This window comes from Nonomuraea sp. NPDC049486 (assembly GCF_040676925.1).
GTDB classification, from domain to species: Bacteria; Actinomycetota; Actinomycetes; order Streptosporangiales; family Streptosporangiaceae; genus Nonomuraea; species Nonomuraea ferruginea.
In genome coordinates this window covers 1-25,146 of record NZ_JBFAPV010000025.1, presented here as the reverse complement: position 1 = coordinate 25,146, position 25,146 = coordinate 1, and the positions used below count along the sequence as shown (strand labels likewise).

Here is a 25,146-nt window from a genome sequence, read left to right as displayed (position 1 = left end):
GATGGTGTTTACTTCCCGCTTGATACGAGCCTGGTGGTGATGCGGACCTCGGGAGTGAGCCGGGTCAGCAGGTCGGCGAGCTCCTCGCCGGCCTCCTTCAGCTCCTCCAGCGTCATCGGCTCCAGCCGCTCCAGCAGGAAGATCGCGTTGGTGGTCTCCTCGGTGAGCCGGGTGCGCACCACCTGGCGCCAGTTCCACCTGCGGCAGGTCACGCCCACGTCGTCGCGCCAGATCACCTCGCCGGGTTCAGGCTGCCCCAGCGCCTCCTCGGACGCCTCGTCGCCGGTCGCCCTGACCAGGCGGGCCGGGCCGGAGTAGCGGTCGAGGTCCTCGCCGCCGATGGGCAGCGCGTGTCTGACGCTGACGGAGTTGTAGGCGTCGACCACCAGGTTGATCTCCGGCAGCGGCAGCCTGCGGGTGAGCGCGTCGACCGACGGGCGGGTGCGCTGCGGCTTGGCGCCGAAGGCGCGGTAGGCGTCCTTCCAGGCGTCGATCTTGGCGTCCTGGACCGGCCGCGCCGCCTCGGCCGCCTCGGCGAGCCAGGCGCGGGACCGGTCGTCGGTGGGCCCGTTGCGCAGGCCGAGAGCCGTCATCGCGAGCACCGTGAAGTCGGGGCGGAGCGCGGCGACCGCGTCGTCCACCCAGATGTCGTCCAGCATCCACCCAGTCTATCGATCTCGGAAAACCGCAAAATTGCCTTTGCAAAAAACTCTTTGCGGTTTACGCTCGACCGTATGGAAGAGCAGTACACGATCAGTGACCCGCGGGTGCTCAAGGCGGTCGCCCACCCGCTGCGGGTGCGCCTGCTCGGCCTCTTGCGCGGCGACGGGCCGGCCACCGCGAGCGAGCTGGGCCGCAAGGTCGGCGAGAGCTCGGGCTCGACCAGCTACCACCTGCGCGAGCTGTTCAAGTACGGCTTCATCGAGGAGGACGCCGACCAGCGCGACGGCCGCGAGCGCCGCTGGCGGGCCCGCCACCGCTACACCTCGTGGGACGCCGTCGAGCTGTCCGCCAGCGCGGAGGGCCGCGAGGCGCTCAGGATCATCCACCTGCGGCAGGCCGAGATGGTCGGGCGAGTGATGGAGGAGTACGACCAGGCCGGCTGGTCCGAGGAGTGGGCGGACGTCTCCGGGATGAGCGACCACCTCCTCACGCTGCCGCCCGCCGCGCTCCGCGAGTTCAAGGACCGGGCCGAGGAGCTCCTGCGCGACCTCACCGCCCGCCACGCCGGCGACCCCGGCGCCAGGAAAGTGCACGTCTGGCTGGGCGCCGTCCCCCGCACGTCCCAGGAGGAGGAGTCATGACCGCCCGTTCCGCGTTACGCCGCTACACGCTCGTCTGCTTCCTGGCCTGGTTGCCGGTCGGGCTGCAGGTCCCCTCGATGGTGCTGCTGATGACCGAGAGAGGTCTCGGCCTGGCGCAGATCGGCCTGGTGGTCACGGTCTTCTCGACGGTCACCGTGGCGCTGGAACTGCCCACCGGCGGCCTGTCCGACGTCGTGGGGCGGCGCGTGATGCTGGCCGTCTCCGCCGTGTTCCTGACAGCGGCGCTCCTGCTGATGAGCGTGTCCACGGCGTTCTGGATGTTCCTGGTCAGCGGGGCGCTCAAGGGCGTCGCCAGGGCCCTGTCCAGCGGTCCCGCCACGTCCTGGTACGTCGACACGCTGCACCGCCTCGAAGGGCGCGACGCCGACCTCAAACCGGGGCTGTCCCGCGGCGCGGCCATGGAGTCCGTGGCGCTCTGCCTCGGCGTGCTGGCCGGCGGCGCCCTGCCGCTCGTGGTGCCGCCTGAGCTGGTGTTCCCGCTGGCCGCGCCGAGCCTGGTCGGCGCGGTGGCGGCGGCGGTCCTGCTGGCGGTCGTGCTCCTCGCGCTGCCCGAGCCGCCGCATGCCCGCAGGTCGCTCGGCGGCGTGCTGCGCGAGGTGCCCGCCACGGTCGTCTCCGGGGTGCGGCTGGCGGCCGGCGGGCGCGTGCTGCGCCGCCTGATGCTCGCGTCCGCGGCCTCGGGCGTGATGCTGATGTCGATCGAGCTGCTCACCCCGGGCCGTCTGGCCCAGCTGGCGGGCACGGCCGAGCAGGGCAGCACGGCGTACGCGGTCGTCGCCGCGCTGGGGTTCGCCGGCAGCGCCGCGGGCAGCGCGCTGGCGCCCCGGGCGGCCCGTCTGGCCGGTGGCTCGGCCAGGGGAGCGATCGCCGGTCTCGTGGCGACCGCGCTCTCCGTCGGCGCGCTGGCCGCGACGGCCGGGCTCGGCGGCGCGGCCGGGCTGCTGACCGCCGGCGCGGCCTACGTCGCGCTGTTCGTCGGCTCCTCGGTGACCGGGCTGCTGTGCCTGGAGATGACCCACAACGCCGTCACGGCCGCCGAACGCACCACCGTCACCTCCACGTCCTCGCTCTCCCTGCAGTCCGGCGGCATCCTGGCCAACCTGACGCTCGGCACGCTCGCCGTGCATGCCGGCGTGGCCGCCGCCTGGGGGGTGAGCGCGGCCGTGGTGCTGGCCTCGGCGCTGCTGTTCGTCCGGATGCCGGTCACAGGCTCCAGTCGAGCTCCGGTCCCAGCGGCACGAGCCGGTTCGGGTTGATGGTCGTCTGGGTCATGTAGTAGTGGCGCTTGATGTGGTCGAAGTCCGTGGTCTCGCGGAAGGCCGGGATCGCGTACAACCTCCTCGCGTACGCCCACACCGCCGGATAGTCCGTCAACCGGCGGACCGAGCACTTGAAGTGCGCGTAGTAGACCGTGTCGAACCTCGCCAGCGTCGTGTAGGCACGCACGTCGCTCTCGGTCAGCCGGTCGAACAGGAACTCCGACCCCGTCAGCCGCTCCTCCAGGAAGTCCAGCGTGGCGAACACCCGGCCCACCGCGTCCTCGTACGCCTCCTGGCTCCTGGCGAAGCCCGCCTCGTAGACCGCGTTGTTGAGGCCGTGGTAGAGGCGGTCGTTCACGGCGTCGATCCCGTCGCGCAGCTCCTTGGGGTACAGGTCGGGCGTGCCGCCCCAGCGGGTCTCCAGATCCAGGGTGATCTGCGGGAAGTCGTTGGTGACGATGCGCCGTTCCTTGACGTCCCACACGCACGGCACCGTGTGGCGGCCCTCGAAGCCCGGGTCGGTGGCGAGGTAGAGCTCCGACAGGAACCCGCCGCCCGGCACCCGCCAGCCCCGCTCGTCCCTGATCGGGTCCACGATCGCGACGTCGAGCAGGTCCTGGAGGCCGAGCAGCTCGCGGACGATCAGCACCCGCTGCGCCCACGGGCAGGCGTAGGAGGCGTAGAGCCGGTAGCGGCCCGGCTCGGGCGGCCCCAGCCGGTCGGTGAAGTGGTTGGCCTGCCTGACCCAGCGCCCGTCCCGTACCGCGTCCATGACCCCAGTAGAACATGGTTCGGGAAGTACGGGCAGAATCACGGGCATGGCGAAGTTCGTGGTGACTCCCTCCAGCGAGAAGCAGCGTGCGGCATGGACGGGCGGCGGCATCCCCGAGGTCGAGCGGGTCCGGCCCGGTCTCTGGTCGATCCCGGTGCCCATCCCGATCAACCCCCTGCGGTACGTGCTCGTCTACGCGCTGGAGCTGGCCGACGGCGTGGCGATCATCGATGCCGGGTGGGACACCGACGAGGCGTACGAGGCGCTGACGGCCGGGCTCGGCGTGGCCGGCTACACGATCGCGGACGTCAGGGCGGTGCTCGTCACCCACATCCACCCCGACCACTACGGGCTCGCCGGGCGGGTCCGCGAGGCGTCGGGCGCGTGGATCGGGTTGCACCCCGCCGACGCCGGGCTGCTGCGCGAGCGGTACGACGAGGAGTTCATCGACGCGCTCGTCGCCAAGGAGCGCGCGCAGCTCCTGCGGTGCGGCGTGCCCGCCTCGACCGTGGACGAGCTGGCGGGCGCGTCCATGATGATCCGCACCTTCGTCACGATGGCCGCGCCCGACCGGCTCATCGAGGACGGCGACCGGCTCGACCTGCCCGGCTGGGACCTGCGCGCGGTGTGGACCCCGGGGCACTCGCCCGGCCACCTGTGCTTCGCCGAGCCGTCCAGGAAGCTGCTGTTCACCGGCGACCACGTGCTGCCCAGGATCACCTCCGCCGTCGCCGTGCACCCGCAGTCGGCGCCGAACCCGCTGGCCGACTACCTGGACGCGCTGGCCGCCCTGCGCGCGTTCGACGTGGAGGAGGTGCTCCCCGCGCACGAGTACCGGTTCCTGGAGCTGGCCGGGCGGGTCGACTACGTGATGGAGCACCACCGCGAGCGGCTGGCCGAGATCGAGGAGGTCGTCTCCGGCACGGACGGCGTCACCTGCTGGGACGTGGCCACCAAGCTCACCTGGTCGCGGCCCTGGGAATCGATCCCGTCGTTCATGCGCCGCGCGGCCGGCAACGAGACGCTCGCCCACCTGGTGTGGCTGGAGTCGCGCGGCCAGGCCCGCCGCCTGCCGGGGGAGCCGGAGCTGTGGACCGGAGCTGTGGACCCGAGCTGAGGGCTGACCGCGGGGCGCTGGGTTATCGTGCAGGTAACAGAATGTTGTTCTCCTGTGCTGGAGGTTCGATGCTGCGGTTCGATGACAGGGTCGCGATCATCACGGGGGCCGGGCACGGCCTCGGCCGCTCACACGCACTGCTGCTGGCCGAGCGCGGCGCCAAGGTGGTCGTCAACGACCTCGGCGGCGCGCTCGACGGCACCGGCGCCTCGACGGGCCCCGCCGCCGAGGTGGCAGAGCTGATCACCAAGAACGGCGGGCAGGCGATAGCCAGCACCGACAACGTCGCCACCCCCGAGGGCGCGCGGGCGATCGTCAAGTCCGCTGTCGACGCCTTCGGCAAGGTCGACATCGTGATCAACAACGCCGGCATCCTGCGGGACAAGTCCCTGGGCAAGATGACGGTCGAGGACTTCGACAACGTGCTCGCCGTGCACGTGCGCGGGTCCTTCCTGGTCAGCCAGGCCGCCTATCCGCACATGAAGGAGGCCGGCTACGGCCGCGTCGTCAACACCTCCAGCCCGGCCGGCCTGTTCGGCAACTTCGGCCAGGCCAACTACTCCACGGCCAAGATGGGCCTGGTCGGGCTGACCAAGACCATCGGCATCGAGGGCGCGCGCAACGGCATCAAGGCCAACGCCATCGCCCCGATCGCGTGGACCCGGATGACCGAGGCGCTGCTGCCCGCGGAGTTCGAGGCCAAGTTCACCCCGGAGCGGATCAGCGCCCTGGTCGCCTACCTGGTGCACGAGTCGTGCGAGGTGAGCGGCGAGGTGTTCAGCGTGGGCGGGGGCCGGGTGGCCCGGGTGTTCGTCGCCGAGGGTCCGGGCTGGAAGACCGACGACCTCACGCCCGAGACGATCGCCGACCACTGGGACGAGGTCATGGCCGAGCAGCCGTACGTCCAGTCGGCCACGGAGTCCATGCAGCGCATGCTCTGATCGCGGCACGTCAAGGCCGGGCGGGGGGACCCCCGTCCGGCCTTCGTCATGTCCGGCCAATCAGACTTTGTTCGATGAACGGCGTAAGTATGGGGAGTTATGTCACCTCGCCCTCTTGAATTGCGCGTTGTGTGATCTTATTGTCGCGGCATGACCCCCGCCCCGGGCTCGCCCGGTGACGTCCTGACGCTCATCAGCGCAGGCTCTGCCACGACCCGTTCCGATCTCGCCCGGCTCACCGGCCTGGCCCGCTCCACGATCTCGCAACGGGTGGACGCGCTGATCGAACGCGGGCTGGTCGAGGAGACCGAGAGCGGCGAGTCCACCGGCGGACGGCCGCCGCGCCAGCTCCGCCTGCACGCCGAGGAGCACGCGTTCGCCGGCGTCGACCTGGGCGCCACCCACTGCCGGATCGCGCTCATGGACATGACCGGCGACCTGCTCGCCCAGTGCGAGGACTCACTGCTCATCGGCGAAGGCCCGGAGAAGGTCCTGGCCCACGTCGACGGGCGGATCGACCGGCTGCTCGCCGAGGCGGGCCGGCCCAGGGCGGCGCTGCGGGTGATCGGCATGGGCGTGCCGGGGCCGGTCGAGTTCGCCACCGGCCGGCCCAACAACCCGCCGATCATGCCCGGCTGGAACGACTACCCGATCCCCGACTACTTCCCCGGCGTCGACGTCCTGGTGGACAACGACGTGAACGTGATGGCGCTCGGCGAGCACCGCAACGCCTTCCCGGCGGCCCGCCACCTGCTGTTCGTCAAGGTCGGCACCGGCATCGGCTGCGGCATCGTGGCCGAGGGCACGCTCCACAGGGGCGCGCAGGGCTCGGCCGGCGACATCGGCCACATCCGCGTCAGCGGCCACGAGGAGTCCGGCTGCCGGTGCGGCAACAGCGCCTGCCTGGAGGCCGTGGCGGGCGGCGCGGCGGTGGCGCGCCGGCTCACCGAGCTCGGCGTCCCCGCCGAGACGGGCGCCGACGTCGTCGCCCTGGTCCAGGCCGGGAACACCCAGGCGTTGCGGCTGGTCCGCGAGGCCGGACGGCTCATCGGCGAGGTGCTCGCCAGCCTGGTCAACTTCTTCAACCCCGAGGCCATCGTCATCGGCGGCGCGCTCTCCCGCGTCCACGAGCACCTGCTCGCGGGCATCAGGGAGACGATCTACCGCCGCTCGCTGCCGCTGGCCACCCACCATCTGTCGATCGTGCCGAGTCGCATGGGAGTCGACGCCGCGGTCATGGGCGCCGGAATCCTGGCGATCGAGCACTACCTGTCCCCGGACAACATCAACAAGATCGTCAACGCCTGAAAGGGAGCCCCATGCTCGTCATGAGGGGCATCGTCAAGCAGTTCCCCGGCGTGCGCGCGCTCGACGGCGTGGACCTCGACGTGCGGGCGGGAGAAGTGCACTGCCTGCTGGGCCAGAACGGCGCCGGCAAGTCCACGCTCATCAAGGTCATGGCGGGCGTGCACCAGCCGGACGAGGGCACGGTCGAGTTCAACGGTCAGCGGGTCCGCCCGTCCGGTCCCAACGACGCGATCAAGCTCGGCTTCGCCACCATCTACCAGGAGCTCGACCTGGTCGACGGGCTCAGCGTGACCGACAACATCTTCCTCGGCCACGAGCACGCCAGGCTCGGCTTCGTCAACCGGGCCGCGGGCAACCGGGCCGCCCGCCAGGTGCTCGAACGCCTCGGCCACCCCGAGATCCGCCCCACCACCGAGGTGGGCCGGCTGTCCCCGGCCGCCAAGCAGGTCGTGTCGATGGCCAGGGCGCTGTCCCACGACGCCCGGCTGATCATCATGGACGAGCCGTCGGCCGCGCTCGCCCACGACGAGGTGGCCAACCTCTTCCGCATCATCCGCGAGCTCACCAGCCAGGGCGTGGCCGTGGTCTACATCTCCCACCGGCTGGAGGAGATCCGCGAGATCGGCGACCGCGTCACCGTGCTGAAGGACGGCCGCACCGTCGCGGTCGGGCTGCCCGCCCGCGACACCCCCACCTCCCAGATCGTCTCGCTGATGACCGGCAGGAACGTCGAGTACGTGTTCCCGCCGCGGCCGGAGGCGCCCGCCGACGGGCCGCCCGGCGAGGAGGTGCTGCGGGTCGAGGGGCTCACCTCCCCGGGCGCGTTCCGCGACGTGTCCTTCTCGGTGCGCGCCGGCGAGATCGTCGGGCTGGCCGGCCTGGTCGGCTCCGGACGCTCGGAGATCCTCGAAGCCGTGTACGGGGCGCGCCCGTCCTCCGGCCGGGTGGTGCTCTCCGGCAAGCAGGTACGGAAGAGCGTCGTCGGCAACGTGCGCCGGGGCATGGGCCTGGCCCCCGAGGAACGCAAGGCCCAGGCGCTGCTGCTGGACCAGAGCGTCACGGCCAACATCACCCTGGGCAGCCTGCCCGGGTTCGCGAAGTTCGGCTGGCTGGACCGTACCCGGGAGAGGGCGGAGGCCGAGCGGCTGGCCAAGGCGCTCGACATCCGCCCGCCCGACCCGGAGCGGCCCGTCAAGACGCTGTCGGGCGGCAACCAGCAGAAGGCGGTGCTCGCCCGCTGGCTGCTCGGCAGCCGCAAGCTGCTCCTGCTCGACGAGCCGACCCGGGGCGTCGACGTGGGCGCCAGGGCGGAGTTGTACGCGGTCATCCGCGACCTGGCCGACCGCGGCATCGGCGTGCTGCTGGTCTCCAGTGAGGTGCCTGAGGTGCTCGGCCTCGCCGACCGCGTGCTGGTGCTGCGCGAAGGGTCGGTCATCCACGAGGGCGACGCCCGCGAGCTCGACGAGCACCTCGTACTCGACATGATCATGAACGGGAGGGCGGCCTGATGAGCGACCCCACGAAACCACGGTCGGACACCGGGCCGCCAGGCATCGCGCTGCCGGGGCGGGCGGGCGGCAACCCGCTCGGCAGGCTGACCGAGGCCGGCCACATGGGCCTGCTGGTGGCGATCGCGCTGCTCGTCGTCGTCGGCCTGGTGACCAAGCCGGCCGCGTTCGCCACCACCTCGAACCTGGTCAGCATCCTGTCGCTGGCCGCCACCATCGGCGTCATCACCGTCGGGGCCACGTTCGTCATCATCGGCGGCGGCATCGACCTGTCGGTCGGCGCGATCATGGCGCTGGCCTCGGTGTGGGCGACGACGGTGGCCACCCAGGAGTTCGGCCCGGTCGTCATGGCGATCTGCGCCATCCTGGTCGGCACCGGGACCGGGCTGGTCAACGGGGTGCTCATCGCCTACGGGCGGCTGGTGCCGTTCATCGCCACCCTGGCCATGCTGGTCGCCGCCCGCGGGCTCGCCCAGCGCATGTCCGACCGCAAGACGCAGCTCATCCAGCCGGAGAACTCCGCCATCGTCGAGCTGTCGACCACGCGGGTGCTCGGCGTCCCGCTGCTGGTCTACATCTTCGCGCTGGTCGTGGCGCTCGGCTGGGTGCTGCTCAACCGCACCACGTTCGGCCGCCGCACCTACGCCGTCGGCGGCAACCCCGAGGCGGCCCGGCTCGCCGGCATCGACGTGCGCCGGCACACCATGCTGCTCTACGCGCTGTCGGGGCTGTGCTGCGGCATCGCCGCGGTCCTCATCATGGCCCGCACCACCACGGGCTCGTCCACCCACGGCGACCTGTACGAGCTGGACGCGATCGCCGCCGTCATCATCGGCGGCACCCTGCTCACCGGCGGCCGGGGCACGATCATCGGATCGATCCTCGGCCTGCTCATCTTCACGCTCATCACGAACCTGTTCATCCTCAACGGGCTCAACACCAGTGACCAACTGATCGCCAAGGGCCTGATCATCGTCGTCGCCGTCCTCCTCCAGCGGCGGAACTTGAAGGAGAGAGCACCATGAGTGAAAACGTCGCGCGCCGGGGTTTCCTGATCGGCGGGCTCGGCGGAGCCGCGCTGCTGGCGGCCGGCTGCACCAGCAACGAGCCGTCCGCCGCGCCGACCTCGGCCGCCCCCGCGCCCACCCAGGCGGCCGGCGGCAACGACGAGCCCGGCACCAAGGTGACCATCGGCTTCTCCGCCCCCGCCGCCGACCACGGCTGGATCGCGGCCATCGCCAAGAACGCCGAGGCCACCGCCAAGCAGTTCTCGGACGTCGAGTTCCAGCCCGTCGAGCCCACCAACGACATCAACCAGCAGATCTCCGCGGTCGAGTCGCTCATCGCCGCGAAGGTGAACGCGCTGGTCATCCTGCCCAACGACGGCCAGCAGCTGAACCAGATCGCGCTGCGGGCCACCGAGGCCGGCATCCCCGTGGTCAACCTGGACCGGATCTTCCCCGACAAGCTCGCCTACCGCACCTGGATCGGCGGAGACAACTACGGCATGGGCGTGGCCGCCGGCCACTACATCGGCACCGCGCTCAAGGAGAAGAACGTCTCGAACCCGGTCATCGTCGAGATCCAGGGCATCGCCACCCTCCCGCTGACCCAGGACCGCAGCAAGGGCTTCGCCGACGCGCTCAAGACGTACGGGTTCGAGGTCACCGCCCAGCAGGACGCGCAGTTCACCGTCGAGACCGGCAACGAGGTCGCCACCTCGCTGCTGCAGGCCCACAGCAAGATCGACGCGCTCTGGAACCACGACGACGACCAGGGCGTCGGCGTGCTCGCCGCCATCAGCGAGGCCGGCCGGGACGAGTTCATCATGGTCGGCGGGGCCGGCTCGGCCAACGCCATGCGGGCGATCAAGGAGGACAACACGGTCCTGAAGGCCACCGTCACCTACAGCCCGACCATGGCCTCCTCCGCGATCAAGCTCGCCCGCCTGATCGCCCAAGGGAAGGGCATGAGTGATCTCGTGGAGAACCAGGTTCCCCAGTCGATCACGCTGGCATCCGAGACCATTACCAAGGAGAACGTCGAGCAGTATCTGCCACTCGGCTTCGAATCCTGATCGGGGGTTGCATGTCAGACAGAACCGTCGGCGTCGGCATGATCGGCTATGCCTTCATGGGCCGCGTCCATTCCCAGGCCTGGCGCAACGTCGCCGCCTTCTTCGACCTGCCCGTCACGCCCCGCATGCGGGTCATCGCGGGCCGGTCGAAGGACGCCACAGAGGCGGCGGCCGAGCGGCTGGGCTGGGACGAGGCTGTGACCGACTGGCGGGAGGTGGTCGGGCGGGCGGACGTCGACGTGGTCGACATCTGCACGCCCGGCGACACGCACGCCGAGATCGCCATCGCCGCACTCCGCGCCGGCAAGCACGTCATCTGTGAGAAGCCGCTGGCCAACACCGTGCCCGAGGCCGAGGCCATGGCGGCGGCCGCCGCCTCGGCCACCGGCAAGAGCATGGTGGCGTTCAACTACCGGCGGGTGCCCGCCATCGCGCTGGCCCGCCGCCTGGTGGAGGAGGGCCGGCTCGGCGAGATCCGCCACGTGCGGGCCCAGTACCTCCAGGACTGGATCGTCGACCCGGACTTCCCGCTGGTGTGGCGGCTGCGGAAGGACAAGGCCGGCTCGGGCGCGCTCGGCGACATCGGCGCGCACATCATCGACGCCGCCCAGTTCATCGCCGGCCAGCACCTCGTCGGGGTGTCCGCGCTGACCGAGACGTTCATCAAGGAGCGGCCGCTGGCCGAAGGCTCGGCGGGCCTGGCCGCCAGCGGCGGCTCCGGCAGGGGGGCCGTCACGGTCGACGACGCCGCCCTGTTCGTCGGACGGCTGTCCGGCGGGGCGCTCGGCTCGTTCGAGGCCACCCGGTTCGCCACCGGCCGCAAGAACGCGCTGCGGATCGAGCTCAACGGCTCACTCGGCAGCCTCGCCTTCGACTTCGAGGCGATGAACGAGCTGTGGGTCAGCGACGGCGGGCGCGGCTTCGAGCGCATCCTCGTCACCGAACCCGACCATCCGTACGTGGGCGCGTGGTGGCCGCCCGGCCACGGCCTCGGCTACGAGCACACGTTCACCCACGAGATCAAGGACTTCCTGGAGGCCATCGGCCAGGGCGCCGATCCCACGCCGTCGTTCGCCGACGGGCTGCGCGTCCAGCGCGTGCTCGCCGCCGTCGAGCGCAGCGCGGCCGACGGCAGCCGCTACACCACCGTGGAGGACTGATGAGACCCGTCACGCTGTTCACCGGCCAGTGGGCCGACCTGCCGTTCGAGGAGGTGTGCCGGCTCGCCGCCGAATGGGGCTACGACGGTCTGGAGATCGCCTGCTCGGGCGACCACTTCGACGTCGCCCAGGCCGTCTCCGACCCGTCGTACGTCGAGCAGAAGCGCGCCCAGCTCGACAAGCACGGCCTGAAGGTGTGGACCATCTCCCACCACCTCGTGGGCCAGGCCGTCTGCGACCACCCGATCGACGCGCGGCACAAGGCGATCCTGCCCGCCCGCATCTGGGGGAACGGCGACCCCGAGTCGGTGCGCCAGGCCGCCGCCGAGGAGATGAAGAACACCGCCAGGGCCGCCGCCCTGCTCGGCGTCGACACCGTCGTCGGCTTCACCGGCTCGTCCATCTGGCACACCGTCGCGATGTTCCCGCCCGTGCCCGCCTCCATGGTGGACGCCGGCTACCAGGACTTCGCCGACCGGTGGAACCCGATCATGGACGTGTTCGACGAGGTCGGCGTGCGGTTCGCGCTGGAGGTGCACCCGAGCGAGATCGCCTACGACTACCACACCACCGTGCGCACCCTGGAGGCCATCGGCCACCGGCCCGCGTTCGGGCTCAACTGGGACCCGTCCCACATGGTGTGGCAGGACCTCGACCCGGTGGCGTTCATCCTCGACTTCGCCGACCGCATCTACCACGTCGACTGCAAGGACACCCGCGTCCGCGTCGGCGACGGCCGCCGCGGCCGCCTGTCGTCGCACCTGCCGTGGGCGGACATGCGGCGCGGCTGGGACTTCGTCTCCACCGGCCGCGGCGACGTGCCGTGGGAAGACTGCTTCCGCGCGCTGAACTCCATCGGGTACGAGGGACCGATCTCGATCGAGTGGGAGGACGCCGGGATGGACCGGCTCGACGGGGCCAGGGAGGCGCTGTCGTACATCCGCACCATGAACTCGATCACCCCGCCGACGGCTGCCTTCGACGCGGCCTTCAGCAGCGGCTGACCATCGGGCGAGGGCCTCGGACCCGAGGCCCTCGCCCGCCGCTGACCGTCAGTGAAGAATTGGAAACCCTCAGTGTTTGACACGAGGGGCGTTAGCGGACAAACAAGGGCATGAGAAGAATCGCATCCATGCTCCTGGCGGCCGCATGCGCGACGTCCGTCGTCGTCCTGCCCGCCGCGGCGGCGGCCCAGGCGGAGGGCGTCGACGTGGACCGGAGTGACACCCCTCCGGCGGACTGGCTCGACCAGCTGCGCCAGGCGACGGCGAAGTACAAGGACCCGAAGGTCGCCGAGCAGGACGGGTACGAAAGGGCCGACGATTGCTGGGAGTTCCCGTACACGCTGCCCGGCGGTGAGCGGCTCGGCGGCATGGGCTACCACTACGCCAACACGCGGCTCATCGAGGACCCGAAAATCGAGCTGATGCGTCCGGAGATCCTCGTGTACGTGCCCGACGGCCACGGCGGGCGGGAGCTGGGGGCTGTCGAATACTTCCAGCGCGACAGGGACCAGCGCATCGCGACCGTCGACGACCGGCCCACGCTGCTCGGGCACGAGTTCCAGGGGCCGATGGGGCCGCACGTGGACGGCATGCCCATCCACTACGACCTGCACCTCTGGATCTTCAAGGAGAATCCGAAGGGCATGTTCGAGCAGTGGAACCCGAGCGTGAAGTGCCCGGCCGGCGCGACCCACGGCCATGGCTGAGACCTCCTGCGGCCGCCGGTGCCCGGGACGATCCACCCGGGCGCCGGCGACCGAAACCGCGATCAGTCCATGATGACGATCTGGCGCAGCACCTCGCCGCTCTTCAGCGCGGCCACCGCGTCGTTGAGGTCGGCGAGCTTGATGCGGGAGCTGATCAGCGACTCCAGGTCGAGCTGCCCGGCCTTGTAGAGCTTGGCGAAGTACGGGAAGTCATGGCGGACGTCCGCTTCCCCGTACAGGCTCGACAGCAGGTTCTTGCCCTCGAACAGCAGGCTGAAGGCGGAGATCGAGACCATGTCGTCGGCCGCGCCCGCGCCGACCACGATCACGTCGCCGCCCGCGCGGGTGATCTGCCAGGCCGACTGGATGGTGGCCGACTTGCCGACGACCTCGAAGCCGTAGTCGAAGCCGGCGCCGCCGGTGAGCTCGGCCAGCGCGCCCGGCACGCCCTCGGGGGTGACCGCGTGGGTGGCGCCGACCTTCTTGGCCAGCTCGTGCTTGGACTCCAGCGGGTCGATCGCGAGGATCGTGCGGGCGCCGGAGATGCGCGCGCCCTGGATCACCGACAGGCCGACGCCGCCGCAGCCGATCACCGCGACCGTCGAGCCGGGGCGCACCCTGGCGGTGTTGATCGCGGCGCCCACGCCGGTGGTGATGCCGCAGCCGATCAGCGCCGCCGCCTCCCACGACACCTCGGGGTCGATCTTCACGACGCCCACCGACGGGACCACGATCTCCTCGGCCCAGGTGCCGCAGCCGGCCATGCCGAAGGCGGTGGTGCCGCCGCCGAAGCGGAAGTTGCCCTTGGTGAACGACTCGATGATGTACTTCATGCACAGGAAGGGCTGGCCGCCCAGGCACAGGTCGCACTCCTGGCAGGCCGGCCGCCAGCTGATCACCACGTGGTCGCCCGGCTGGACCGAGCCGACGTGCTCGCCGACCTCCACCACCTCGCCCGCGCCCTCATGGCCGGGGATCAGCGGCACGGGTTGCGGCAGCACGCCGGTCATGGCCGACAGGTCGGAATGGCAGACGCCCGTCGCCTTGATCCGTACGCGGACGTCACCCGGCCCGACGGGGGCCAGCGTGATGTCGTCGCGGATGTCCAGCTTGTCGTCGCCTACGGCGTGCAGGAGAGCTGCGCGCATGGTTTCCTCCTCCGGCTAATCCTCAAGGGAGAGGGCGGCTTTGGGGCAGGACCGCACCGCGTGGCGGACGCGGTCGAGCATCTCGGGGGGTGGTTCGGGGAGCAGGATGTGGAGCTGGTCGTCGTCATCCAGCTCGAAGACCTCGGGCGCGAGGCCCATGCAGACGGCGTTGGCCTCGCAGACCAGCTCGTCGACACTGACTTTCACGTGATTCTCCGGTGATCCCATGAGACCACTTTGACAGGCTCGACCACGTAGGCGAGCCGCTTGCGCCCGGTGTGCTCCACGTAGGGACGCAGCTGCTCGTCGGCCACGCCGGGAGTCATCCGGCGGGCCACCCGCATGCCGACGTCGAGCACGTCCTCAGGGCTGTCCTGCGGCGTGACCCGCCCGTACACCAGCACCCCGCGCAGCTCGCTGTAGTCGTCGCCCAGCTCGACCAGGCAGCTCACCCGCGGATCGCGGGCCAGGTTGAGCGCCTTCTGCGACTTGGCGTACGTCCAGAACGTGATCCTGCCCTTGTCGTCCAGGCCGTAGAACATGGTCACGAGGTGGGGCGTGCCGTCGGCGTTGATGGTGGCCAGCTGGAGCTTACGTCCCGCTTCCAGGAACGCGGCGACCTCTTCCTCGGACATGGAGATGCGAGCGCGCTGATTCACGCTGCCAAGTAGAACAGGTTGCATAATGGCGGGCAAGGGGTCGCCCGAATAAGATTCGGTGCCGTTAGGGTGCTGGGCATGACGATGCCGCCCGCGCTGCTCTACGCAGCTGAGCACGCCAAGGGGTTCATGCCCGCGCAGGAGGGCCTGGCCCTGTACGAGGTGGCTCGGACGTACGGGACCCGCGGGCCGATCTGCGAGATCGGCACCTACTGCGGCAAGTCGGCGATCTATCTCGGCGCCGCCGCCCGCGAGGCCGGCTCCGTGGTCGTCACCGTCGACCACCACCGCGGCTCCGAGGAGATCCAGCCCGGCTGGGCGCACCACGACCCGACGCTGGTCGACCTGCGCTTCGGCAAGATGGACTCCCTGCCGACGTTCCGCGCCACGATCGCGGCCGCCGGGCTGGAGGACGAGGTGATCGCGATCGTCGGGCACTCGGACCGGGTGGCGAAGCTGTGGACGACGCCGCTCGGCATGCTGTTCATCGACGGCGGCCACTCCGAGGAGCCGGTGACCCGCGACTACGAGGGCTGGGCGCCGCACGTCATGCCCGGCGGGGCGCTCGTCTTCCACGACATCTACCCCGACCCCGCCGACGGCGGCCAGGCGCCCTACCGCGTCTACCTGCGGGCGCTGGAGTCCGGGGCGTTCGCCGAGGTCGGCGTGACGGGCTCGCTGCGCGTCCTGGAACGCGTCGCCGACGGCATCTAGCGCGCCGGGTCAGGCCGGCTGGTGGCGGCGCAGCCAGAGGCGGCGGGTGTGCGCCTGCCAGGCGAGGAACTCCTCGTGGCCGCACGGGTCGTCCGGGAGGGTCAGCAGCGCCCGGTCGGCCCAGGCGACGGCCTCCTCGGCCGTGCCGCCCGCCAGGATCGGCGCCGCCTGCGCCACGTGGTCCGGCAGGTGCCCCGCCTGTGCCCTTGCCGTCGCGGCGAACGCGCAGCCCTGCGCCAGGTGGGAGCGGAAGCCGTCGGCGCCCGCGTGCTCGGTCAGCCACCACAGCTCGTCGGCCTCCGCGCCGCCGGTGTAGGCGGCGGCGAAGCCCACGCCGCTCCACAGCGCCGCCCGCCGCGCCACCGGATAGGCGGCGATCCTGGCCGCCACGTCGTCGGGCGAGGCGCAGTCGTGATACCAGAGCAGCCGCCCCAGCCCCTGGTCGAACAGCGCGCAGTGGGCCCGCGACAGCAGGTCGGGCATGGCCCGCTCGCCCACCATCCGGTCGGCCCGCGCCATGCTCCACTGGAACCCGAACCCGTCGAGCGCCAGCCAGCGCAGCAGCGGGTGGGCCCGCCGGGCGGCGCGCACCGGCCGCATCCGCAGCATGGCGTAGCCGCGGCCGGCGCCCAGATGGGCGGCGAACGCGTGGTGCGCGGCGGGGCCGGCCAGTAGCTCGCGAAGGCGCCGGCCCCGGGTCAGGGTGACCAGATCGAGCACCGCGCACGCGGCCCCCGCCCCTTCGTAGGCGAAGGCCAGCTGATCACGGGAGATGTCCTCGATCCGTTCGACATTCCGTGAGACGACCGCGTTGAAGCCGGTGAGGTAGGACTTCTCCGCGCCTTCGATGACGGCCCTGGAGGCCGGCCGGGTGAGCCGGAACCTCCGCCTGCTCAGGTCCGATTCGCTCGGATCCCTCGACAGCAGCCGCCGCCATCCTCGGGCCGGGCTCGCCACCGGCTCGGTTCCGGCGTGCTCCAAGAACGATGTCGTGCCCGTGTCGCCCACGCTTCCCCCGAAGACGCCTCGTACGGTCGCTCCCGAAGCTAGTAACCGCATTGGGCGCTTTCACGGAGCCGCACGGGCCTCGCGCGCAAAGACGCGGCAAAACCGCTTGCGCGTCACGCCCGCGCGGGCGTACAGCCGCACAGCTCCGGGCGGCCGGTGAGGCCGGACGGCGCGGCGGTGTCGCGGAAGATCCCGCCCCCGCCGGTGAGCCCCTGCAGGGCGTCCGCGGCCAGGATCACGGCCGCGGACGTGTAGCCGGAACGCTCGTACGGGAAGTGCTTGCGGTTGGCGAACTGCCAGCCCGTCCAGTACGAGCCGTCCTCGTGCCGCAGGTGCTGCATGTCGGCGAAGAGCGCGACCGCGCGGTCACGGTCGCCCAGCGCGTCCAGGGCCAGCGCCAGCTCGCACGTCTCCGCGCCGGTCACCCACGGCTGGTCCGACACGCAGCGGATGCCGAGCCCGGGGACCACGAACGTGCCCCACTCCCGCTCCAGCAGCTCGAAGGCGGCCTGGCCGCGCACCGCGCCGCCGAGCACGGGGTAGTACCAGTCCATCGAGTAGCGGCTCTTGTCGGCGAACGCCTCCGGGTGCGCGGCGAGCACGTGCGCCAGCCGGTCGGCGGCCAGCTCCCAGTGCGGCTGCGGGTCGCCCAGGCGGTCGGCCAGCAGCACCCCGCAGCGCAGCCCCTGGTGGATGGAGGCGCAGCCGGTCAGCAGCGCGTAGGTGGCCGACCGGCCGTGCGCGTCGCGCTCCCAGACGATCTCGCCGCGCTCGGTCTGCAGCCCCGCCACGTAGTCGAGCGCCGCCTTGGCCATCGGCCAGCGCTCCTCGGCGAAGGCCCGCTCGCCGGTCACCAGCCAGTGGTGCCAGAGCCCGACCGCGATGTAGGCGGCGTGGTTGGACTCGCCGCCGCGCTCCACCGCGGCGTCGCCGACCACCTTCATCGGCCAGGAGCCGTCCTCGCGCTGGTGCGCCGCCAGCCAGGCGTAGCCCCGCTCGACCGGCTCGCGCAGCCCGGCGACGGCCATGGCCATCAGGCACTCGATGTGGTTCCACGCGTCGACGTGTCCTTCGGGCCAGGGCACGCCCCCGTCGTCCTGCTGGATGGCCGCGATGCTCTCGGCCGTCTGTACGACCTGCTCGCGCGAGATCACGCCTCGGGCTTCCGCACGTAGAGCACGACGCTCTTGCCGATGATCGGGTTCAGCAGAGCCTCGGCGATCCTGGTGGCGGGAGGGCGCTTCATGATGTCCCACACGAGCAGCTCGTGGTACGCCTTCGCCAGCGGGTTGTCGTCGTTGTTGACGCCGACGGCGCACTTGATCCACCAGTAGGGGGCGTGCAGGCCGTGGGCGTGGTGGTGCGGGCCGATGACGAACCCGGTGGACTTCAGCTTGGCCGACAGCTCGGCCAGCGTGTAGATGCGCACGTGCCCGCCGGGGGCCGTGTGGTAGTCCTCGTCCAGCGCCCAGCAGATGCGCTCGGGCAGGAAGCTCGGCACCGTGATCGCGGCCGTGCCGCCGGGCCTCAGCACCCGGAAGATCTCCCGCATCGCCGTCATGTCGTCCGGGATGTGCTCCAGCACCTCGGCGGCGATCACGCGGTCGAAGCTCGCGTCCTCGAACGGCATGTCGAGCGCGGTGCCCTGGACGGTCTCGCCGGTGCCCCCGCCGGGCACCTCGCCCGCCTTGTCCATCGCCGCGAACATCGCCGCCACGCTGTCCAGCTCGGTCTGGTCCATGTCGAAGGCGACCACGTTCGCGCCGCGGCGCAGCACCTCGAAGGCGTGCCGGCCACCGCCGCACCCCAGGTCGAGCACGCGCACCCCAGGGCCCACGGGCAGCCGGTCGAAGTCGACGGTCAGCACGAGAAACGTTCTCCTGTCTTCGGACGGGCGATCAGCGGGACCGGCGGGCGGCGATGGCCTCCCGGTAGGCCTCGACGGTCTTCTTGGCGACCACGTGCCAGGTGTAGCGCTCCATGACCCGGTCGTAGCCGGCCCGGCCCACCCGCTCGCGCTCCTCCGGCGAGTCGTGCAGCCGGCGCAGCACCGCGGCCAGTTCCTCGGCGTCGCCCGGCGACACCTGGACCGCGGCGTCGCCCACGACCTCGGGCAGCGCCCCCGTACGGCTGGCCACCAGCGGCGTGCCGCAGGCCATGTGCTCGACGGCGGGCAGCGAGAACCCTTCGTACAGCGAGGGGACGACGGAGATCTCCGAGGTGGCGATCAGCTCGCCCAGCTCGTCGTCGGAGATCCCGTGGACGAACCGGACCCGGTCCTGCAGCGACAGCTCCTGCACGAGTTGCTCGGTGGGCCCGCCGGGGGTCGGCCGGCTCACCACGGTCAGGTTGACGTCGCGCTCGGTGGCCAGCTTGGCGACGGCCCGCAGCAGCGTGGCGACCCCTTTCATCGGGGAGTCGGCGCTGGCCACGGCCACGATCGAGCCTTTGCGGCGGGGCTTGTCCGGGCGCGGGTGGAAGTAGCGGGTGTCGACGCCGAGCGGGATCAGGCGCATGTTGGCCTGCGGCACGTTGAAGTCGCGGTGGATGTCGGCCAGCGACGACTCGCTGACTGTCAGGATCGGGTTCAGCCGGGGGGCCACCTTGGCCTGCATCTTCACGAACCCGTACCAGCGGCGCATGGTCAGCTTCTTGACGCCCTGGGCGGCCTCCAGCTCGATGCGCCGGTCCACGCTGATCGGGTGGTGGATGGTGCCGACCACCGGGAACAGCTTCTGGATGCCGAGCAGGCCGTAGCCGAGGGTCTGGTTGTCCTGCACCACGTCGAAGTCGCCGACGCGCTTCTTCAGCTCGCGGTGGGCGCGCAGGGTGAAGGTGAGCGGCTCGGGGAAGCCCGCGGTCCACATGGTGCCGACCTCCAGGAGGTCGATCCAGTCGCGGTACTCGCCGAGTCTGGGGGTGCGGAACGGGTCCTCGTCGCGGTAGAGGTCGAGGCTGGGCACCTTCCGCAGGATGACGCCCTCGTCGAGCTCGGGGTACGGCTGGCCGGAGAACACCTCGACGTGGTGGCCGAGCGCGACCAGCTCGCGGCTCAGGTGGCGGAGGTAGACGCCCTGGCCGCCGCAGGTGGGCTTGCTGCGGTAGGACAGCAGCGCGATCCGCAGCGAGTCCGTGCTCACGGACACCCCTTTCTCCGCCGGTAGGCCCGGAACGCGGGCGTGTACCGTGAAAGATGACCTTAGTCCGAGAAGGCTACCATTCGGTAGGTCATCTGGAATGGTTCACAGTCACACGGACAAGCCGTGCGAACTGCGGCATTAGCCTGACCGAGCGTTGTTCGGTGGAACGTGTTCTAGATAGTATTCCCCGGGTAGGCGAGAGTTGGAGGACCCTTGGCCAGGCGCGCTCTGATCACCGGCATCACCGGCCAGGACGGTTCCTATCTGGCGGAGCACCTGCTCGATCAGGGCTACGAGGTATGGGGGCTGGCCCGCGGCCAGGCCAACCCGCGCGTGTCGCGCATCCGCAAGCTTCTGGCCGACGTCCACCTCGTTAGGGGCGACCTGCTCGACCAGGGCTCGCTGATCTCCGCGGTGGAACGCGTTCAGCCGGACGAGGTCTACAACCTCGGCGCGATCTCGTTCGTGCCGATGTCGTGGGAGCAGGCCGAGCTGACGGCCGAGGTCACCGGGATGGGCGTGCTGCGCGTCCTGGAGGCCATCCGGGTGTGCTCCGGCGTCTCACGCGGCGGGCGCCCGTCGGGCGGGCAGATCCGCTTCTACCAGGCCTCCTCCTCGGAGATGTTCGGCCAGGTCGGCGAGACCCCGCAGAACGAGAGCACCGGTTTCCACCCGCGCTCGCCGTACGGGGTCGCCAAGACGTACGGGCACTTCCTCACGCAGAACTACCGCGAGTCGTACGGGATGTTCGCGGTCTCCGGCATCCTGTTCAACCACGAGTCGCCCCGGCGCGGGGCCGAGTTCGTCACCCGCAAAGTCTCGCTCGGGGTGGCCCGCATCAAGCTCGGCCTGGCCGGTGAGCTGCGGCTGGGCAACCTGGAGGCGCGGCGCGACTGGGGGTTCGCCGGCGACTACGTGCGCGCCATGCACCTCATGCTCCAGGCTGACAAGCCCGAGGACTACGTGATAGGCACCGGGCGGATGAAGTCCGTCAGGGAGCTGGCCGAGGCCGCGTTCGCGGCGGCGGGGCTCGACTGGGAGCGGTACGTGGTCACCGACCAGGCGCTGCACCGGCCCGCCGAGGTCGACCTGCTGTGCGCGGACCCGAAGAAGGCCAGGGTGCAGCTCGGCTGGGAGCCGACGGTGTCGTTCGACGAGCTGGTGGCGATGATGGTCGAGTCGGACCTGCGGCTGCTGACCGACGGCGGCGACCCCGACCAGGAGTCCTCCTGGCCGTGACGGGTCACAGGGCGGCGGCGCGGTAGGCGGCGGGGGTGAGCCCGAAGCAGCGGCCGAACCAGCGCGTCAGATGGCTCTGGTCGGCGAACCCGGTGAGCGCCGCCACCTCGCCGATCGGGGTCCCGCCCGCGATCAGCCGTCGCGCCTCCCGCAGCCTGAGCAGGCGCTGGTAGTCGCTGGGCGCCATCCCGTAGGCGGCGCGGAACGCCCGGTAGACGGCGAACCTGCTGGTGCCCGCCTCCCTGGCCAGGTCGTCGGCCGTCACGTCGTCGAGCGGGCGGTCACGCAGCACCGCCCTGACCCTGGCCGCCACCCCGCCGGAGCCGCCCGCCACGGTGACCGCCCCGGTGGCCGCGCGCCGTACCAGCGCCCTGACCGTGTCGGCGAGCAGCTCGTCGCGGCGCAGCGCGGGCGCGCCGCCGAGCAGGGCCGCGTGCAGCGCGCGCAGGGCGGCGGCGAGCGCCGGGTCGTGCACCACCGGCTCCGCGAACAGCGGCAGGCCCGTGCGGCGGCCCGCCAGGTCGTCGAGCACCTCCGACATCAGGCCGGGGCCGAGATGGACGATGCGGTAGGTGAAGCCGAGGGCGTCGGTGGGCCGGCCGTCGTGCGGGTCGTCGGGGTTGAAGGCCATGACCATGCCCGGGGTGCTCGTGTGCGCCGACCCCCGGCAGGTGAACGACTGCGCGCCGTCCTCGGTCATGCCGAACGAGTAGGTCTCGTGGCTGTGCCGGTGGTAGACGTGGCGCGCGAAGTGGGCGTGCATGGCCTCGATCGGCCGGTCGGGAGACCTCCAGTAGCGGGACCATTCACGTGCCACGCCTCCGATTCTATTGACAAACACTGTTTTTACGTAAAGGATGATTTTTGCGATGAGAGAAGTCCTGTATCTGGAAGAGATCGAGCAGGCCGAGGCGCTGCTCAAGCCGCAGCGCGTCGAGGTGCTGCGGCAGCTCGCCGAGCCGCGCACCTGCAGCGAGGTCGCGGCCCGGCTCGGTCAGACCCCGCAGCGGGTCTACTACCACGTCAAACGGCTGGTGGACGCGGGGCTGGTCGACCAGGTGGCCGAGCGCAAGGTGCGCGGCATCAGCGAGGGCATCTACCAGGCCGGCGCCCGCTCCTACTGGCTGTCGCCGCGCCTCGTGGGCCGCATCGGGCTGACCAGGGCACGCGACGAGCTCAGCCTCGGCTACCTGCTCGACCTCATGGAGGAGGTCCAGGCCGACATCGCCGCGCTCGACAGGACCGCGCCGGAGCTGCCGTCCATCGGCCTGTCCGGCGAGATCCACGTACGGCCGGAGCAGCGGCAGGAGTTCCTCGACGACCTGCAGACCGTGATGCGGGACCTGTTCACGCGCTATGGGGGAGCCGAAGGCGACGCCTTCAAGCTCGCCCTCGCCTGTTACCCCAAGGGAGAGAGCCCATGATCATTCGTGCCCGTGTGCAGGCCCCGGTCAAGGAGGTCCGGCACGCCCTCACCGACCCCGCCGCGCTGCGCGTCTGGCTCGCCGAGCACGCCGAGGTGGAGCTGCCCGACCGCTACGCCTTCTGGGGCCGCCACACCCCCGAGGGCGACGCGCCGCACCAGCGGCTGCTGCACGCCGACGACCGTACGGTCCGGTTCGCCTGGACGCTGGACGGCGTCGAGACGACCACCGAGCTCCGGCTGGAGGAGGAGGGGCCCGAGACCACGATCGTCACGGTCGAGCAGAGCCACTTCAGCATGGAGGAGGCGCTGGCGGAGAGCTCGATCAGGGGAGTGCTGCAGACGTACTGGTGCCTGGCGCTGACCAACCTGGCCGAGCACTTCGAGGGCCGCGAGCTCACCCCGAAGATCGACTTCACCGCCACCGGCGACCTGCACGCCTCGGTCCTGGTCGACGCGGCCCCGGAGCGGGTGTTCCACTCGCTGATCGACTCCGAGTCGGCCACCCGCTGGTTCGGCTACCCGATCGAGATCGAGCCGCACGTCGGCGGGCGGTTCGCGATGGGCGGGATCGAGAACAACCCCCACCCGGCCAAGATCCTGGAGCTGGAGACCGACCGCAAGGTCAGCGTCGACTGGGGCGCCACCGGCGTCGGCACCTGGGAGCTGGAGGGCACCGGCGGCAAGACCCGGCTCACCATGATCCAGAGCGGCTTCGACCGCCCGCCCTTCGCCGCCTGGGGAGGCAACCTCGCCGGGCTGGCCGAGCTGCGCCGCTACCACGAGGTGCCCGGCTGGCAGCCGGTGCTGGCCGGATAGCCGCACCAGCGTTCAAGACCCCGAGGGGGCGGTGACGGCAGCCTGGACGCCATGCGTTTCGACACGAAGATCGGCATCGTGGTCCGCGACGACCTGGCCACCTGGCAGAAACTGAACGTCACCGCCTTCCTCGCGAGCGCCGTGGCCGGCGGCGCGCCGGAGACGATCGGGGAGTCGTACGAGGACGGGTCGGGCAACGCGTACCTGCCGATGTTCCGCCAGCCGGTGCTCGTCTACACGGCCGGCTCGCTCGCCTCGGTCCGTGAGAAGGCCGTGGCGCGGGGGTTGCGGGTGGCGGTCTACATCGAGGAGATGTTCAAGACGGGCCACGACGACGCCAACCGGGCCGCCGTGCGCGCGGTGGCGGCGCCGGACCTGCAGCTCGTCGGCCTGGCGGTGTACGGCCCCAAGAACGCCGTGGACAAAACCCTCAAGGGCCTCCACCTGCACCCGTGACGTCCTGTGGACGGCCGTCGCCCATCCACAGAACCCCGCTCACCTCCCGCTTTGCGCGGGCTACCGGTGCACCCTGAACCCATGACCGCCTCCACATCGTCTGAACCCGCGGACCGTACTCACGGTGAGTCTGACGATGCTTCCCGGAGGCCACGGGAGCCGCAGCCCCGTTTCGGCCCGGCGGTTCAGCCGGTGCCGCAGAAGGAGCGCAAGCGGGCAGGGGAGCGCGAACGGGTCCTCCTGCTGGTCCAGGCCCGGCGGGTCACGCGGGCGATTCCCGAGGCCGTGGTGTGCCGGGCGAGCGCGGCACGCGTCTGGGGCGTGGAGACGTCGCACCCCCTCGGCACGCTGCAACCCCTGGAGCTGATCACCCCGGAAGGGCTGGACGCCCCCGGCTGCGTCACCTATCCGGCGGCCCTGCTCGCCGGCGACGTCACCCACCATGCCGGCATCCGCGTCACCACCCCCGCCAGGACCGCCTTCGACTGCGCCCACTGGCTGCCCAGGGCCGAGGCGGTGGTGGTGCTTGACCAGTTCCTGCGCCGGGGCGTCGACCTCGGCCCGCTGTGGCACCGCACCCTTTCCGGCCGCGCCCGGGACGTGCTCACCCTCGCCGACCGGCGGGCCGCGTCCCCGAGGGAGAGCCTGCTGAGGATGATGCTCGCCGACTGCGGGCTGCCCAGACCCGCTCCGCAGCTCCGCGTCACTCTCTCCGGAGGCCGCCACGCCTGCCTGGACCTCGGGTGGGAGGCCTACAAGGTGGCGGTCGAGTACGACGGCCGCGAGCATCACACCACCCCCGCCGACCGCCGCCATGACGAGTCGCGCCGGGAGGAGCTGCGCGGCCTCGGCTGGCGGATCGTCGTCGCGGGCCCCGACGTCATCCCCGGCCGGGCCGCCGACCTCCTGGAGGCCGTGGCCAACGCCCTGATCGAGCGCGGGTGGCAGCCGGGCCCCGAGGGCATGGTGCGGATCCTCGCCCGCATCCGCGCCACCCGCCGCCCCCGCACCTCCCGCCGCGGCAGGTCGTACGGGTAGAACCCCCTTTACGTGGCGCGTTCGGGGTCATCCACGGAGAACGGTGACCTGGCGGCCGGACGGGGTGGTCGCCTCCTCGAAGGCGCCTCTCTGGTTCCATGGCGCGGCCTCGGGGCGCCGGTCGAAGATCACCAGGACGCCGGTGGTGAGGCTGAGCCGGTCCAGGTAGCCGTCGAGCTGGGCCAGCCCTTCGGTCAGCGGGTCGTCCTTGCCTGCTCGCCAGACCTTCAGCTCCATCGCTTCGCGCTGCACCAGGCGTTCGCCGTCCGGGCCGGTGTAGGGCCAGCGGACGAGCACGTCCAGGCGTTTGGTGCCGGCGGCGTA

General features: G+C 71.3%; 28 protein-coding genes. 17 read left to right on the top strand and 11 right to left on the bottom strand.

Translation table 11 applies throughout. The features are described from left to right. Positions 1-8: 8 nt before the first annotated feature. On the bottom strand, positions 9-659 hold the full coding sequence (locus AB0K05_RS41615) for a phenylalanine--tRNA ligase beta subunit-related protein (protein WP_219548919.1): 651 nt from the start codon (positions 657-659) through the stop codon (positions 9-11). Between the two features lie 75 nt (positions 660-734). Between AB0K05_RS41615 and AB0K05_RS41610 the strand changes: the two genes are divergently transcribed. Both AB0K05_RS41610 and AB0K05_RS41605 read left to right on the top strand, forming a co-directional pair. Further along, entirely contained in the window at positions 735-1,304 is a 570-nt protein-coding gene (locus AB0K05_RS41610; RefSeq protein ID WP_364236985.1) for a helix-turn-helix domain-containing protein, read from the top strand. Then, positions 1,301-2,581 (top strand): MFS transporter, encoded by a 1,281-nt coding sequence (locus AB0K05_RS41605; RefSeq protein ID WP_271276598.1) that lies wholly within the window; start codon positions 1,301-1,303, stop codon positions 2,579-2,581. The genes AB0K05_RS41610 and AB0K05_RS41605 overlap by 4 nt, the downstream gene beginning before the upstream one ends. Here AB0K05_RS41605 and AB0K05_RS41600 read toward each other — a convergent pair. Next, positions 2,529-3,356: a glutathione S-transferase C-terminal domain-containing protein gene (locus tag AB0K05_RS41600; RefSeq protein ID WP_271276599.1), complete on the bottom strand. Its 828-nt coding sequence runs from the start codon at positions 3,354-3,356 to the stop codon at positions 2,529-2,531. The two genes, AB0K05_RS41605 and AB0K05_RS41600, sit on opposite strands and share 53 nt — an antisense overlap. A 46-nt stretch (positions 3,357-3,402) precedes the next feature. On the opposite strand from AB0K05_RS41600, the gene AB0K05_RS41595 reads away from it, so the two are divergent. The 9 genes from AB0K05_RS41595 to AB0K05_RS41555 all read left to right on the top strand — a co-directional run bounded on the left by AB0K05_RS41595 (position 3,403) and on the right by AB0K05_RS41555 (position 13,178). Continuing rightward, positions 3,403-4,473, top strand: coding sequence for an MBL fold metallo-hydrolase (locus AB0K05_RS41595; protein WP_364236983.1), 1,071 nt, complete (start codon positions 3,403-3,405; stop codon positions 4,471-4,473). Positions 4,474-4,541: 68 nt separating this feature from the next. Next, positions 4,542-5,414, top strand: coding sequence for an SDR family oxidoreductase (locus AB0K05_RS41590; protein ID WP_271276601.1), 873 nt, complete (start codon positions 4,542-4,544; stop codon positions 5,412-5,414). Positions 5,415-5,564: 150 nt separating this feature from the next. Further along, a complete protein-coding gene (locus AB0K05_RS41585; protein WP_148029375.1) occupies positions 5,565-6,722 on the top strand; it encodes an ROK family transcriptional regulator in 1,158 nt (385 codons plus the stop codon). Between the two features lie 11 nt (positions 6,723-6,733). Beyond that, positions 6,734-8,230, top strand: coding sequence for a sugar ABC transporter ATP-binding protein (locus tag AB0K05_RS41580; RefSeq protein WP_364236979.1), 1,497 nt, complete (start codon positions 6,734-6,736; stop codon positions 8,228-8,230). Further along, entirely contained in the window at positions 8,230-9,255 is a 1,026-nt protein-coding gene (locus AB0K05_RS41575) for an ABC transporter permease (RefSeq protein ID WP_148029377.1), read from the top strand. The genes AB0K05_RS41580 and AB0K05_RS41575 overlap by 1 nt, the downstream gene beginning before the upstream one ends. Beyond that, complete coding sequence (locus tag AB0K05_RS41570) at positions 9,252-10,307, top strand: ABC transporter substrate-binding protein (RefSeq protein ID WP_271276603.1); 1,056 nt, start codon at positions 9,252-9,254, stop codon at positions 10,305-10,307. Before AB0K05_RS41575 ends, AB0K05_RS41570 begins: the two co-directional genes overlap by 4 nt. 11 nt (positions 10,308-10,318) lie before the next feature. Then, entirely contained in the window at positions 10,319-11,467 is a 1,149-nt protein-coding gene (locus AB0K05_RS41565; RefSeq protein WP_187280958.1) for a Gfo/Idh/MocA family oxidoreductase, read from the top strand. After that, complete coding sequence (locus tag AB0K05_RS41560) at positions 11,464-12,471, top strand: sugar phosphate isomerase/epimerase family protein (protein ID WP_148034296.1); 1,008 nt, start codon at positions 11,464-11,466, stop codon at positions 12,469-12,471. The genes AB0K05_RS41565 and AB0K05_RS41560 overlap by 4 nt, the downstream gene beginning before the upstream one ends. A gap of 110 nt (positions 12,472-12,581) precedes the next feature. Then, entirely contained in the window at positions 12,582-13,178 is a 597-nt protein-coding gene (locus AB0K05_RS41555) for a hypothetical protein (RefSeq protein ID WP_364236974.1), read from the top strand. A gap of 62 nt (positions 13,179-13,240) precedes the next feature. Here AB0K05_RS41555 and AB0K05_RS41550 read toward each other — a convergent pair whose 3' ends face one another. From AB0K05_RS41550 to AB0K05_RS41540, 3 genes are read right to left on the bottom strand one after another with little or no spacing between them, the layout of a single operon-like run. Next, on the bottom strand, positions 13,241-14,326 hold the full coding sequence (locus tag AB0K05_RS41550; protein ID WP_148029380.1) for a Zn-dependent alcohol dehydrogenase: 1,086 nt from the start codon (positions 14,324-14,326) through the stop codon (positions 13,241-13,243). A gap of 15 nt (positions 14,327-14,341) precedes the next feature. Continuing rightward, positions 14,342-14,533 (bottom strand): ferredoxin, encoded by a 192-nt coding sequence (locus AB0K05_RS41545; protein WP_148029381.1) that lies wholly within the window; start codon positions 14,531-14,533, stop codon positions 14,342-14,344. Next, the gene (locus tag AB0K05_RS41540; RefSeq protein ID WP_148029382.1) at positions 14,530-14,985 is read right to left on the bottom strand and encodes a pyridoxamine 5'-phosphate oxidase family protein; all 456 of its coding nucleotides are present in this window, start codon (positions 14,983-14,985) and stop codon (positions 14,530-14,532) included. The genes AB0K05_RS41545 and AB0K05_RS41540 overlap by 4 nt, the downstream gene beginning before the upstream one ends. Positions 14,986-15,063: 78 nt before the next feature. On the opposite strand from AB0K05_RS41540, the gene AB0K05_RS41535 reads away from it, so the two are divergent. Beyond that, positions 15,064-15,699, top strand: coding sequence for a class I SAM-dependent methyltransferase (locus tag AB0K05_RS41535; RefSeq protein ID WP_187280959.1), 636 nt, complete (start codon positions 15,064-15,066; stop codon positions 15,697-15,699). Positions 15,700-15,708: 9 nt separating this feature from the next. Here the strand turns inward: AB0K05_RS41535 and AB0K05_RS41530 are convergent, their stop codons facing one another. From AB0K05_RS41530 to AB0K05_RS41515, 4 genes are all read right to left on the bottom strand, one after another. Continuing rightward, the gene (locus AB0K05_RS41530) at positions 15,709-16,680 is read right to left on the bottom strand and encodes a DUF1702 family protein (RefSeq protein WP_187280960.1); all 972 of its coding nucleotides are present in this window, start codon (positions 16,678-16,680) and stop codon (positions 15,709-15,711) included. A 140-nt stretch (positions 16,681-16,820) separates the two neighbouring features. Continuing rightward, positions 16,821-17,861, bottom strand: coding sequence for a prenyltransferase (locus AB0K05_RS41525; RefSeq protein ID WP_148029384.1), 1,041 nt, complete (start codon positions 17,859-17,861; stop codon positions 16,821-16,823). Further along, positions 17,858-18,574 (bottom strand): class I SAM-dependent methyltransferase, encoded by a 717-nt coding sequence (locus AB0K05_RS41520; protein ID WP_148029385.1) that lies wholly within the window; start codon positions 18,572-18,574, stop codon positions 17,858-17,860. The genes AB0K05_RS41525 and AB0K05_RS41520 overlap by 4 nt, the downstream gene beginning before the upstream one ends. Positions 18,575-18,605: 31 nt before the next feature. After that, positions 18,606-19,853 (bottom strand): glycosyltransferase family 4 protein, encoded by a 1,248-nt coding sequence (locus AB0K05_RS41515; RefSeq protein WP_148029386.1) that lies wholly within the window; start codon positions 19,851-19,853, stop codon positions 18,606-18,608. 207 nt (positions 19,854-20,060) lie between these two features. Between AB0K05_RS41515 and AB0K05_RS41510 the strand changes: the two genes are divergently transcribed. After that, positions 20,061-21,086: a GDP-mannose 4,6-dehydratase gene (locus AB0K05_RS41510; protein ID WP_148029387.1), complete on the top strand. Its 1,026-nt coding sequence runs from the start codon at positions 20,061-20,063 to the stop codon at positions 21,084-21,086. 4 nt (positions 21,087-21,090) lie between these two features. On the opposite strand, the gene AB0K05_RS41505 is transcribed toward AB0K05_RS41510, so the two are convergent. Then, on the bottom strand, positions 21,091-21,903 hold the full coding sequence (locus AB0K05_RS41505) for an AraC family transcriptional regulator (protein WP_364236967.1): 813 nt from the start codon (positions 21,901-21,903) through the stop codon (positions 21,091-21,093). A 52-nt stretch (positions 21,904-21,955) separates the two neighbouring features. On the opposite strand from AB0K05_RS41505, the gene AB0K05_RS41500 reads away from it, so the two are divergent. The 4 genes from AB0K05_RS41500 to AB0K05_RS41485 all read left to right on the top strand — a co-directional run bounded on the left by AB0K05_RS41500 (position 21,956) and on the right by AB0K05_RS41485 (position 24,822). Further along, positions 21,956-22,510, top strand: a complete 555-nt coding sequence (locus AB0K05_RS41500) for a helix-turn-helix domain-containing protein (protein ID WP_148029388.1) — start codon at positions 21,956-21,958, stop codon at positions 22,508-22,510. Then, positions 22,507-23,328, top strand: coding sequence for an SRPBCC family protein (locus AB0K05_RS41495; RefSeq protein ID WP_364236965.1), 822 nt, complete (start codon positions 22,507-22,509; stop codon positions 23,326-23,328). The genes AB0K05_RS41500 and AB0K05_RS41495 overlap by 4 nt, the downstream gene beginning before the upstream one ends. A 51-nt stretch (positions 23,329-23,379) precedes the next feature. Continuing rightward, positions 23,380-23,784, top strand: coding sequence for a DUF2000 family protein (locus AB0K05_RS41490; protein ID WP_364236963.1), 405 nt, complete (start codon positions 23,380-23,382; stop codon positions 23,782-23,784). Between the two features lie 192 nt (positions 23,785-23,976). Beyond that, a complete protein-coding gene (locus AB0K05_RS41485) occupies positions 23,977-24,822 on the top strand; it encodes a hypothetical protein (protein ID WP_364236960.1) in 846 nt (281 codons plus the stop codon). 27 nt (positions 24,823-24,849) lie between these two features. Here AB0K05_RS41485 and AB0K05_RS41480 read toward each other — a convergent pair. Further along, a partial coding sequence (locus AB0K05_RS41480; protein WP_364236957.1) for a hypothetical protein occupies positions 24,850-25,146 on the bottom strand: 297 nt, incomplete at its 5' end.